The sequence below is a fragment of the Polynucleobacter sp. es-EL-1 genome (assembly GCF_018687975.1).
In the GTDB taxonomy this organism is placed as follows: domain Bacteria; phylum Pseudomonadota; class Gammaproteobacteria; order Burkholderiales; family Burkholderiaceae; genus Polynucleobacter.
On the sequence record NZ_CP061310.1, the window covers coordinates 1729168 to 1741510 of the forward strand.

Consider the following 12343-nt stretch of genomic DNA (forward strand, 5'->3'; position numbering starts at 1 on the left):
GATATTGCTTAATGTGAGCCGCAAGATTTGCCGCCAGCAACATTCATAGGGGCATCACGATCCAAACCAGCAGCAGCCAATTTATCTAAATGCTCTTTCCATAATTGCTCATGGTTTTCACATAAGAACTGTAAGTAATCCCATGAATACAAACCAGAATCATGACCATCTGAAAAAGAGGGTTTGATAGCGTAATGTCCCACGGGTTCAATATTGGCAATCAGGACTTCCCGCTTGCCTGTCTGCAAGGTTTCCTGGCCAGGGCCATGACCTTGAACCTCGGCAGAAGGGGAAACTACCCTTAAAAACTCAAATGGTAAGCGGTATGTTTTGCCATTCTCATAACCCAACTCCAGCACCTTCGATTGTTGATGCACCACTACGTTTGTAGGAATCATTAAACCAACACCCTTTCAATACCACCCTGATTGGCTTTTGCAACATAATCTTGCATCCAATCTTTACCTAGTAATTTTTGAGCCATCTCAACAACGATGTAGTCAGCTGTTGTGTTGCTATCAGCATCAAAACGGGTTAAGCCTTGCAAGCAAGATGGGCAACTGGTGAGCACTTTAACATCGCCAGTAAAGTCGCCCTTACGCAAATCATTGGCTGCTTTTTCCATTTCGATTTGTTTACGAAAACGCACTTGCGTAGAAATGTCAGGACGTGTAACAGCAAGAGTTCCAGACTCACCACAGCAACGATCATTCTTCAAAATTGCTTTGCCATCTTCCTGGGAAATGAGTTCGTTCACTGTTTTCAATGGATCCTGCAACTTCATCGGGGAGTGGCAAGGATCGTGATACATGTATTTCACACCAGTGACATTGCTGAGCTTTACACCTTTTTCAAGCAAATATTCGTGAATATCAATAATCCGACATCCCGGGAAAATCTGCTCGAACTGATAGCCTGCTAATTGGTCATAGCAGGTTCCGCACGATACAACGACAGTTTTGATATCCAAATAATTCAGGGTATTGGCAACGCGATGGAAAAGCACACGATTGTCAGTAATCATCTTTTCAGCTTTATCGAAGTCGCCATTGCCGCGCTGAGGGTAGCCACAACAAAGGTAGCCTGGGGGTAATACTGTTTGCACACCCACATTCCACAACATTGCTTGCGTAGCCAAACCCACTTGAGAGAACAAGCGCTCTGATCCACAACCAGGGAAATAAAACACCGCTTCAGTATCCGCAGAAGTTGTTTTGGGATCACGAATAATGGGCACGTAATTGGCATCTTCGATATCCAATAAAGCGCGTGCAGTTTTCTTCGGCAAGTTACCAGGCATCTTCTTATTCACAAAGAAGATGACCTGCTCTTTTACGGTCGGCTTATTAACAGTAGCAGGAGGGTGAGCAGTTTGCTTACGTGCCAACTTACGGAAAACATCGTTCCCTAAACGCTGAAGCTTATAACCCCAACCAATCATGGTTTTACGAGCCAGCTTGATAGTGTCTGGATCGGTAGCATTCAAGAAGAGCATGGATGCGGCAGTTCCAGGATTAAAACGTTGCTTGCCCATTTTGCGCAATAAATTACGCATATTCATCGTGACATCGCCAAAGTCAATTTTGACTGGGCAAGGCGTTAAACACTTATGGCAAACCGTGCAGTGGGCTGCGACATCATCAAACATTTCCCAATGACGAATCGAGACGCCACGTCGTGTCTGCTCTTCATACAAAAATGCTTCGATTAATAAGGAGGTTGCCAAAATTTTGTCACGCGGGCTGTATAGCAAATTAGCGCGAGGTACATGAGTTGAGCAAACTGGCTTGCACTTCCCACAACGTAGGCAATCTTTCACACTGTCGGCAATCGCACCAATATCACTTTGCTGCATGATGAGAGATTCATGACCCATCAAACCAAAGCTCGGTGTATAGGCCATGCTCAGATCAGCATGTGGCATTAATTTGCCTTTATTGAAGCGACCTTCTGGATCTACGCGCTTCTTGTATGCACGGAAATCTTTTAACTCGTCCTCAGTTAAATACTCTAATTTGGTAATACCAATGCCATGCTCACCAGAAATCACGCCATCTAATGAGCGCGCTAATTTCATAATGCGATCGACTGCGCGATGGGCGTCTTGCAACATCTCATAGTCATCCGAGTTCACAGGAATATTCGTGTGAACATTGCCATCACCCGCATGCATGTGTAGGGCTACGAAAACACGTTTACGCAGAATATTTTTATGGATAGCCTCTAACTCATTCAGAATAGGTTCAAATGCTAGGCCGCCAAAAATAATCCGCAGCTCAGCACGAACCTCCGTCTTCCATGAAGCTCGCAAACTGTAGTCTTGCAGCCGTGGGAAGTGGGTATCCATGTTGGCCAACCACTCCGCCCAACGAACTCTTACCCGCCCAATAAGATCTAAAGCTTGATGAACACGATCACCCAAGATTTCAGCAGTTGGGATGTCGTAGTCTTCATCGCCTTTACCCAAGGGAAGAGAACTCTTCTTTAAGAAACTCTCAAGGCCATCTAATACCTGCAATTTATTTTTCAGAGAGAGTTCGATATTGATACGCTCAATACCTTCGGTGTACTCACCCATGCGAGGCAACGGAATCACCACATCTTCATTGATCTTGAAGGCATTGGTATGTCTTGCAATTGCCGCGGTTCTGGCGCGATCTAGCCAAAACTTCTTACGCGCCTCGGCACTTACTGCCACAAAACCCTCGCCAACACGGTTATTAGCCATCCGCACGACTTCACTAGTCGCTGCTGCTACTGCCTCTTCATCATCTCCGGCAATATCACCAATCAGCACCATCTTAGGCAAGCTATTTCGCTTTGACTTAGTGGAATAACCAACGGCTCTGAGGTAGCGATCATCGAGATGCTCTAAACCAGCCAGAATAGGTCCGCCAGCTTTACTGAGGCCATCAAGATAAGCCTTAATTTCTACAATGCTCGGGATCGCTTCTTGCGCTTGTCCAAAAAACTCAAGACATACCGTTCTCATAAACTTTGGCATGCGATGCAATATCCAAGTTGCGCTAGTAATTAAACCATCGCAACCTTCTTTTTGAACGCCTGGTAAGCCCGATAAAAACTTATCAGTCACATCTTTACCAAGACCTTCTTTGCGAAAACGCTTACCCTCTACTTCAAGAATCTCTGTTTTGAGAATACGCTCGCCTGGTTCACTTAAGCCATCAGACCAAGTCAGCTGAAAACGAACTTTTTCAACTACGTGAATTTTTCCAAGATTGTGATCCAGACGCTCAACATCTAACCAATTACCCTCTGGATCAACCATGCGCCAACTGGCCAAATTGTCTAGTGCAGTACCCCAAAGTACTGCCTTCTTACCGCCAGCATTCATAGCAATATTGCCACCGATGCAACTCGCATCTGCTGAAGTTGGATCGACTGCAAACACAAGCCCAGCATGCTCTGCAGCGTCTGATACCCTACGAGTTACAACGCCTGCACCCGTAAATATCGTAGACACTTCATGATCTACGCCTGGTAATTTTTTGCTCTTGACGCCATCAATATCTTGTAACTTTTCCGTGTTGATTACGGCTGACATCGCATAGAGCGGAATAGCGCCACCGGTATAGCCAGTACCACCTCCACGGGGGATGATGGTCAAACCTAACTCAACACATGCTTTGACTAAACCGGGAATCTCAGATTCATAGTCAGGCTTTAAAACCACCAGTGGAAACTCAACGCGCCAGTCAGTTGCATCGGTTACATGAGCAGCACGAGAAACACCGTCAAAGCAAATATTGTCAGCAGCTGTATGTCGGCCAAGAGATTTGACCGCGCGTTTACGAATCTCTGCAACCTCTTTAAAGCCCTGTTCAAAACTTTCAACCGCATGATGTGCCGCATTCAATAACACTTGCACTTGTTCGACAGATTCACCACTAGCGCGTTTTTTTACTTCGCCAAGCCGATGCCACAGTGCACCAATTAGTAACTGACGACGATTAGCGTTGTCTAGCAAGTCATCTTGCAAGAAGGGGTTACGTTGCACGACCCAAATATCACCCAAAACTTCAAACAACATCCGCGCTGAACGGCCAGTGCGACGAACCCCTCGTAAATCGTTTAAGACGTGCCAGGATTCCTCGCCCAAGAGGCGAATGACGATCTCACGATCGGAAAATGAGGTGTAGTTGTAAGGAATCTCGCGAAGACGGGGTGAGCCCGCTTGCGCATCTTGCAACAGATTCAATGCTATTGGTGCGTTCATAGCGTCATATTTGATAAATAAGCATTTTAATTGAGTGATCTTGATATTGGCAGGAATCGCAGAAACTTGTTCGCCGGCGGGATAAAACCTTGCAAATCTAAGGGCTTAGAGCCCATTCATGGTACGCTCATCGCATGGCAACGAACTATTTAAAGAAAATTTTATCGGCCCGAGTCTACGATGTGGCCAGGGAAACTGAGCTACAACTAGCCCCCGAACTCACAAAACGCTTAGGTAACCAAGTTTTACTCAAAAGAGAGGATAACCAGCCGGTTTTCTCCTTCAAACTACGTGGCGCCTATAACAAAATGGCCCATTTGCCACCTGAAGCCCTCAAACGCGGGGTTATTGCCGCATCTGCTGGCAACCACGCCCAGGGCGTAGCCCTCGCTGCTGCAAAAATGAAGTGCAAAGCTGTCATCGTGATGCCGCTAACCACCCCAAGCCTCAAAATCGATGCTGTTAAGGCTCGGGGGGGCTCCTGGGTTGAGGTCATCTTGCACGGTGAATCCTATAGCGATGCTTTTAAGCATTCCGAGCTTTTGGAGAAAAAACGGGGTCTCACCTTTGTTCATCCATTTGACGATCCAGATGTTATTGCTGGACAAGGCACGATTGCCCAGGAAATTTTTCAGCAGCATCCAGAACCAATTGATGCCATTTTTGTCGCCATTGGTGGTGGTGGGCTGATTGCTGGTATTGGGGAATACGTCAAAGCAGTAAGCCCCAAGACTAAGGTGATTGGTGTTCAGTCAGTAGATTCAGATGCGATGAGAAGATCGCTTGAAGCGAACAAGCGTATTGAAATGAAGGATGTGGGCCTCTTTTCTGATGGCACGGCTGTCAAGCTTGTTGGTAAAGAAACCTTCCGCATTTGTAAACGCGTGGTCGATGACATCATCACTGTCGATACCGATGAAATCTGCGCAGCGATTAATGATGTCTTTACGGATACTCGCAGCATCCTTGAGCCGGCCGGCGCCTTAGCGATTGCAGGCATGAAAAAGTATGTTGAAAAACATCGCCTGAAGAAGAAAACTTTGGTAGCCATTGCCTGTGGCGCGAATATGAACTTTAGTCGCCTACGCTTTGTGGCAGAGCGTGCTGATGTTGGTGAATTTCGTGAAGCCGTTTTTGCGGTCACCATTCCAGAGGAGCGAGGCTCTTTCAAACGCTTCTGTGAATTGCTGGGCAACCGCAATGTCACGGAGTTTAACTACCGGATCGCCGATCAAAGTGAAGCGCATATTTTTGTGGGTATCGGCACGCAAAAGGCCTCTGACAGCGAGACGATTGCCAAGCATTTCCGTAAGGCGAAATTTGCCACCATCGACCTAACGCACGACGAACTCGCCAAGTCACACTTACGGCATATGGTGGGTGGCCGCTCTGCGCTTGCCCAAGATGAGTTGCTCTATCGCTTTGAGTTTCCAGAGCGTCCAGGGGCTCTGATGAAATTCCTGACCAGCATGGCGCCCAATTGGAATATCAGCCTATTTCATTACCGTAATCACGGCGCTGACTATGGTCGCATTCTGGTTGGCATCCAAGTACCTAAAAATGAGCAGAAGAAATTTCAAAGTTTCTTGGCATCACTAGGTTATCCGCATTGGAATGAAACCGATAACCCAGCTTATCAGCTATTCCTCAAATGAGACTTGGTTCATAAATGTCATACACACTCACTGGAAAACTGGTCGTTGCGATTTCATCGCGCGCACTGTTTGACTTCGAAGAAGAAAATCGCATCTTCGAATCTACCGATGACAGCGCGTACATGAAGCTGCAATTAGAGCGCTTATCTAAAGCTGCCCAGACTGGTGTTGCTTTTCCTTTGGTGAAGAAATTATTAGCTTTTAATGAAGAGGGTGAGCAGCGCGTTGAAGTGGTGATCTTGTCACGCAATGATCCTGTTAGCGGCCTGCGGGTTTTCCGTTCTGCTGAGCACCATGGTCTTCACTTAGAGCGTGGTGTATTTACGCGTGGACGTCCGCCCTATCACTATCTACGCTCTTTACATGCCAATCTCTTTTTATCTGCTAATGAAGATGATGTGCGTGCAACCATTGATGCAGGTTTTCCTGCTGCACGTGTCTATCCTGAATCCAGCAAGACTGCCGAGTCTCACCCTAATGAAATCCGCATTGCCTTTGACGGAGATGCTGTTTTATTTTCCGATGAAGCCGAACAAGTATTTCAAAGTGAAGGTTTAGTTGCATTTGTAGACCATGAGAGTAAGAAGGCGGGCATTCCCTTGCCACCTGGACCTTTTAAACCGCTACTAGAAGCACTTCATCGCCTACAACGCACCACCAGTGAAACAGGTATGCGCATTCGCACTGCCCTAGTGACCGCTCGCTCTGCACCAGCACATGAACGCGCTATTCGTACGCTGATGGCGTGGGGTGTGGATGTTGATGAGGCAATGTTCTTAGGCGGCCTTTCTAAAAGTGAATTCCTTCGCGAGTTTGAACCTGACTTTTTCTTTGATGATCAGACTGGTCACTGCCAATCTGCTGCTTCAGTGGCGCCTACAGGTCATGTCGTCTCTGGCGTATCCAATAAACCCAAAAACTAATGTCCACACTTCCACTTGGTCAGGCAACGCAATACCCAGATCAATATGATCCGAGCCTGCTTTTTCCTATTCCGCGCTCTGAGAATCGCCTCAAGCTCGGCATCCAACCTAATCAGGCCTTACCGTTTGTTGGTGTCGACATTTGGAATGCCTTCGAATTAAGTTGGCTCAATCAAAAAGGTAAGCCACAAATTGCCTTAGCAGAGTTTCAGGTGCCAGCAGATTCTCCAAACATGATTGAGTCTAAATCTTTTAAGCTTTACCTTAATAGCTTGAATAGCGCACGTTTTGAAGATGAGAACGCTGTGCGAGAAAGATTAATTACTGATTTGTCAGAAGTAGCTGGTAGCAAAGTAGCAACGCGCATTAGCCCAAGCGATGCTATTGCGAAAAAGGGTATGCAAGAAATGAGTGGCGTACTAATGGATCGATTGGATATTGAAATCGATCCAAGCCTGAGGGCAGACCCCAGCCTTCTTCAAGTCAATGAATCTTTTGGACCCATTGAACAATGTTTGGTTTCTCATCTCCTCAAATCAAACTGCCCGGTGACCGGTCAACCAGATTGGGCTAGTGTACAAATCCGTTACCAAGGCAGACCCATTCTGGAAGAAGGTTTACTACGTTACTTAATTGGCTTTAGACACTTAGGTGAATTTCATGAACATTGCGTGGAAACGATCTTTTGCGATATTAAGCGTCAGTGCAAGCCCGAAAAGCTCTCAGTCTATGCGCGCTATACCCGCAGGGGTGGATTAGATATCAACCCTTTTCGCACCGATCACAATGCCCCATGGCCAGATAACACGCGCCATGCAAGGCAGTAAACATTGAATAGATAAATAAAAAGCCCTTCTTCAAGGGCTTTTTATATTTCACCAGCAACAGGCTATGGATTAAAACGGAATATCGTCGTCCATTGCACCAAGTGATGCAGCATTTGAAGATGCTGGTGCAGATTGTTCAGCCGGCTTTGAGCGGCTATAACTTTCACCACCATCACCACTGCCACCCACTGGCTTACCACCAAGCATCTGCATTGTTTCTGCAACGATCTCGGTAGAGTATTTTTCTTGACCACTAGCATCAGTCCATTTGCGAGTACGCAAACGACCTTCGACATACACTTGTGAACCTTTTTTGAGGTACTGACCAGCGATCTCAGCCAGCTTGCCAAAGAATGCAACGCGGTGCCATTCTGTGGTTTCTTTCATTTCACCAGTTTGCTTATCTTTATAGCGATCTGATGTTGCTACTGAAATATTAGTTACGGCATCGCCGCTTGGCATATAACGTGTTTCTGGGTCGCGCCCTACGTTACCTACGATGATGACTTTATTTACCGAAGCCATGTTGTCTCCCGAAGAAAATAATGCAGTTAATTAAATGTAAAGCTAAGGTGATGTCTTTGCTTCCGAATCATTGCTTGCCACTGTTTTTGCAGGTAATTCACGCATCGACCAAGCAATTATAAGCCAGCAAATTAAGAGCGCTGCCCCCATTGCAAAGACTGATAAATCGCCGTGGCTATCCATGAGATAACCCCCAATAACAGCCCCTGAGAACAGCCCAATTGACTGGGTGGTGTTGTAAACCCCTAATGCTGTGCCCTTAGATTCTTTGGCAAAGCGGGATACCAATGAAGGTTGTAAAGCCTCCAATAAATTAAATCCTACAAAGTAAATCAATAAAGCAACTGCGATAGATAAGACTGAAACAGTATTAGTAAAAAGCACTTCCGCAATCAATAGCAACACAATCGCAAACAAAAGAATCGTGCGTAATTGCTGCTTCTTCTCACCAAAAATGAGAATCGGCGCCATCAAGAAAAAAGAAAGTAAAACGACGGGGAGATATACCTGCCAATGGGATGCGAGCGGTAGTCCCGCTTGCACCAATAAGCGTGGCACTACTAAGAACATTGCCACTTGTGTAGCGTGTAAAACAAATACACCCGCATTTAAACGCATGAGTTCAGGCCGAAAAAACACTTCCTTGAGGCTTGCTTGTTGAACTTTTGCTTCGGGCTTTGAACTTGGCAGAACGTAGTAGGTCACGAACATGGCAATCACACCCAAGACTGCCAGCACCATGAAAATTCCGCTCAGGCTAATGACGCGATATATCGGCGCAGCGATTACCAGTGAAAGCGCAAAAGAAAGTGCAATGCTGCCCCCCACCAGGGCCATTGCACGCGTGCGCACTTGTTCACGCGTCAAATCAGCTACCCAAGCAGAAATCGCCGCAGAAACTGCGCCAGCCCCCATGACACCCCTACCAATCGCAATCCAAAGCAGATCATCTTTTGCGGCGCAAATTAAAGCACCCGCTACAAAAAGAGAAAGCCCCCATAAAACTACTGGTTTACGGCCAATGCGGTCAGAAAGCCTTCCCAAAGGTATATAAAAACAGGCCTGCACAATATTGAAAATGCCCAGGGCCAGGCCCACCCATAATGCATGCTCCCCTCCCGGCAAACCATGTGCGTGGATGCTAAAAACCGGCAAAAGCAGAAAGAGGCCCAGCATACGGAGACCGAAGATGCCTGCTAAGGCCAGAGTGGAGCGAAGTTCAGAAGGATTCATGGGAAAGAGCTATATTAACAAGTTACGCTAAAAAATCATGAATAACGAAATTAAGATCCGCGGCGCACGCACGCACAACCTCAAAAATATCAATCTAGACATCCCTAGAGAGAAATTGGTCGTCCTTACAGGCCTTTCTGGCTCTGGCAAGAGTTCACTCGCCTTTGACACCCTGTATGCCGAGGGCCAACGTCGTTATGTGGAATCCTTGTCTGCCTATGCCCGTCAGTTCTTGCAAATGATGGAAAAGCCCGATGTCGACACCATTGAAGGCCTCTCGCCGGCAATCTCGATTGAACAAAAGGCTACTAGCCACAATCCACGCTCAACTGTGGGTACTGTGACTGAGATCCACGATTACTTGCGCTTGTTATTTGCTCGCGCCGGCACCCCACACTGCCCAGATCACGATCTCCCCCTGGAAGCTCAAAGCGTTTCTCAAATGGTCGATACCGTTTTAGCGATGCCAGAAGATACTAAGCTCATGATTCTGGCTCCCGTAGTCAGTGAGCGTAAAGGGGAATTTGTTGATTTATTCCAAGACCTGCAAGCACAAGGTTTTGTCCGTTTTCGGGTTCGCTCTGGCGGTGGTACGACCAACACGGCTAAAGCTGAGATCTTTGAGGTAGACCAGTTACCAACCCTCAAGAAAAATGACAAGCATTCCATTGAAGTAGTGGTAGATCGCATTAAAGTGCGCCCTGATATTACCCAACGCTTAGCGGAATCCTTTGAGACTGCATTACGCCTAGCTGATGGCAAAGCCATGATCGTCAATATGGATACTGGCAAAGAGATGATTTTCTCCAGCAAGTTTGCCTGCCCCATTTGCTCTTACTCTTTGCAAGAACTCGAGCCACGCCTCTTCTCTTTTAATAACCCGATGGGTGCATGTCCCTCTTGCGATGGCCTTGGGCATCAATCCTTTTTTGATCCCAAGCGCATCGTTGCCCATCCAGATCTATCGCTAGCTTCAGGCGCCATCAAGGGTTGGGATCGTCGCAATCAGTTTTATTTCAAACTCTTGCAGACACTCGCCAAGCATGGTGGCTTTGATGTCGAGAAACCCTTTGAAACTCTGAATAAGAAACAGCAAGATCTCATTTTGCTTGGCTCTGGCGATGTCACCATTCCATTTGAATACATCAATGAGCGCGGTAAGAATAGTATTCGTGAGCATGCTTTCGAGGGTATTGTTGCCAACTTTGAGCGCCGCTATCGCGAGACGGATTCTGCAACCGTACGTGAAGAATTATCACGCTACCAAAACGTGCAAACCTGTCCATCATGTAACGGCAGTCGTTTGCGCAAAGAAGCACGCTTTGTCAAAGTGGGTGAAGGTAAACAATCCCGCGCTATTTATGAAATCAGTGCACTTCCCCTTAAAGCAGCAAAAGAGTATTTTGAGTCACTAGAACTCAAAGGTGCGAAACGTGAAATCGCCGACAAGATTGTGAAAGAGATTGGTTCGCGCTTACGCTTCTTGAACGATGTGGGTTTGGATTACCTTTCGCTTGAGCGCAGCGCTGACACTCTTTCTGGTGGGGAAGCGCAGCGTATTCGCTTGGCATCCCAGATTGGCTCTGGTCTTACGGGCGTGATGTATGTATTAGATGAGCCTTCAATTGGACTTCATCAACGCGACAATGATCGCCTCATTGGTACCCTCAAACACTTACGTGATCTAGGCAATAGTGTTTTAGTAGTTGAGCATGATGAAGACATGATTCGCGCCTCTGATTATGTGATTGATATTGGCCCAGGGGCTGGTATTCATGGTGGTGAGGTCGTTGCTGAGGGCACACCTGCCCAAGTAGAAGCCAATCCCAAGTCTTTAACCGGTGCCTATTTATCTGGGCGCGAGTGCATTGCCGTCCCAGAAAAGCGCGTCCCTGTAAATGATAAGTTCCTCGAAATTATTGGGGCACGAGGCAATAATCTGCAATCTGTCCATGCGAAGATTCCAGTGGGGCTACTGACTTGTGTCACGGGAGTCTCTGGGTCAGGAAAATCCACTCTCATTAATGACACGCTGCATCACGCAGTTGCGCAGCATATTTATGGTTCCAATGCTGAACCAGCAGCGCATGATGCTATTAAGGGCTTAGAGTATTTCGACAAAGTCATTAGCGTCGATCAATCGCCGATAGGTCGTACCCCTCGATCGAACCCTGCAACCTATACCGGCGTATTCACACCGATTCGCGAACTCTTTTGCGGTGTTCCTGCGGCGCGTGAGCGCGGCTATGAAGCCGGTCGCTTCTCCTTCAACGTCAAGGGAGGCCGTTGTGATGCCTGCGAGGGTGATGGCGTCATTAAAGTCGAGATGCACTTTTTGCCAGATGTATATGTGCCTTGTGATATTTGCCACGGGAAACGCTATAACCGTGAAACACTCGATATCCGCTACAAAGGCAAGAACATTCATGAAGTGCTTTCAATGACCATTGAGCAAGCCCATGAGTTCTTTGAAGCAGTACCCATTGTTAAGCGCAAACTCAAAACCTTGCTAGATGTTGGTTTGGGCTACGTCAAACTGGGTCAAAGCGCGACGACACTTTCTGGAGGAGAGGCGCAGCGCGTCAAACTCTCGCTTGAACTTTCCAAACGGGATACTGGTAGAACGCTGTACATATTAGATGAGCCAACTACTGGCCTGCATTTTCATGATATTCAATTGCTGCTAACAGTCCTACAAACTCTTAAGAAACAAGGCAACACTATCGTCATCATTGAGCACAATCTCGATGTGATTAAAACTGCGGATTGGATTATCGATCTGGGACCAATGGGTGGTGCTGGTGGCGGACAAATTATTGCCACAGGAACACCTGAAGAGGTAGCGCAAAATTCAGCGAGTTTCACCGGCCACTATTTAGCGCCGCTGTTAAAGCGGAAGCTAGCCGCGAGTACGAAAAAGAAATAATGTCGTATTAGACGCGC

At 46.9% G+C, this 12343-nt stretch carries 8 protein-coding genes; 4 read left to right on the forward strand and 4 right to left on the reverse strand.

The features are described from left to right. Nucleotides 1-8: 8 nt before the first annotated feature. Both FD974_RS08805 and FD974_RS08810 read right to left on the reverse strand, forming a co-directional pair. Nucleotides 9-398 carry a gamma-butyrobetaine hydroxylase-like domain-containing protein gene (locus tag FD974_RS08805; RefSeq protein ID WP_215364325.1) on the reverse strand — a complete coding sequence of 130 codons (390 nt, stop codon included), beginning with the start codon at nucleotides 396-398 and terminating at the stop codon, nucleotides 9-11. Further along, entirely contained in the window at nucleotides 398-4237 is a 3840-nt protein-coding gene (locus FD974_RS08810) for an FAD/FMN-binding oxidoreductase (RefSeq protein WP_215364326.1), read from the reverse strand. Before FD974_RS08810 ends, FD974_RS08805 begins: the two co-directional genes overlap by 1 nt. Before the next feature lie 134 nt (nucleotides 4238-4371). Here FD974_RS08810 and ilvA point away from each other — a divergent pair, with 134 nt between their 5' ends. From ilvA to queF, 3 genes are read left to right on the forward strand one after another with little or no spacing between them, the layout of a single operon-like run. Then, nucleotides 4372-5892, forward strand: a complete 1521-nt coding sequence (ilvA, locus tag FD974_RS08815) for a threonine ammonia-lyase, biosynthetic (protein ID WP_215364327.1) — start codon at nucleotides 4372-4374, stop codon at nucleotides 5890-5892. 14 nt (nucleotides 5893-5906) lie between these two features. After that, complete coding sequence (locus FD974_RS08820; protein WP_215364328.1) at nucleotides 5907-6815, forward strand: 5'-nucleotidase; 909 nt, start codon at nucleotides 5907-5909, stop codon at nucleotides 6813-6815. Further along, the gene (gene queF / locus FD974_RS08825; RefSeq protein ID WP_215364329.1) at nucleotides 6815-7642 is read left to right on the forward strand and encodes an NADPH-dependent 7-cyano-7-deazaguanine reductase QueF; all 828 of its coding nucleotides are present in this window, start codon (nucleotides 6815-6817) and stop codon (nucleotides 7640-7642) included. Before FD974_RS08820 ends, queF begins: the two co-directional genes overlap by 1 nt. Nucleotides 7643-7711: 69 nt before the next feature. On the opposite strand, the gene ssb is transcribed toward queF, so the two are convergent. Then, nucleotides 7712-8167, reverse strand: coding sequence for a single-stranded DNA-binding protein (gene ssb, locus FD974_RS08830; protein ID WP_215357521.1), 456 nt, complete (start codon nucleotides 8165-8167; stop codon nucleotides 7712-7714). Between the two features lie 42 nt (nucleotides 8168-8209). Continuing rightward, nucleotides 8210-9400: an MFS transporter gene (locus tag FD974_RS08835; RefSeq protein ID WP_215364330.1), complete on the reverse strand. Its 1191-nt coding sequence runs from the start codon at nucleotides 9398-9400 to the stop codon at nucleotides 8210-8212. 37 nt (nucleotides 9401-9437) lie between these two features. On the opposite strand from FD974_RS08835, the gene uvrA reads away from it, so the two are divergent. Continuing rightward, on the forward strand, nucleotides 9438-12326 hold the full coding sequence (gene uvrA, locus FD974_RS08840; RefSeq protein WP_215364331.1) for an excinuclease ABC subunit UvrA: 2889 nt from the start codon (nucleotides 9438-9440) through the stop codon (nucleotides 12324-12326). Nucleotides 12327-12343: the final 17 nt, after the last annotated feature.

Excerpts from the sequence above, each read along its gene's own strand:
- FD974_RS08805 (WP_215364325.1), bottom strand. The coding sequence starts at position 398 with ATGATTCCTACAAACGTAGTGGTGCATCAACAATCGAAGGTGCTGGAG.
- FD974_RS08810 (WP_215364326.1), bottom strand. The coding sequence starts at position 4,237 with ATGAACGCACCAATAGCATTGAATCTGTTGCAAGATGCGCAAGCGGGC.
- ilvA (WP_215364327.1), top strand. The coding sequence starts at position 4,372 with ATGGCAACGAACTATTTAAAGAAAATTTTATCGGCCCGAGTCTACGAT.
- FD974_RS08820 (WP_215364328.1), top strand. The coding sequence starts at position 5,907 with ATGTCATACACACTCACTGGAAAACTGGTCGTTGCGATTTCATCGCGC.
- queF (WP_215364329.1), top strand. The coding sequence starts at position 6,815 with ATGTCCACACTTCCACTTGGTCAGGCAACGCAATACCCAGATCAATAT.
- ssb (WP_215357521.1), bottom strand. The coding sequence starts at position 8,167 with ATGGCTTCGGTAAATAAAGTCATCATCGTAGGTAACGTAGGGCGCGAC.
- FD974_RS08835 (WP_215364330.1), bottom strand. The coding sequence starts at position 9,400 with ATGAATCCTTCTGAACTTCGCTCCACTCTGGCCTTAGCAGGCATCTTC.
- uvrA (WP_215364331.1), top strand. The coding sequence starts at position 9,438 with ATGAATAACGAAATTAAGATCCGCGGCGCACGCACGCACAACCTCAAA.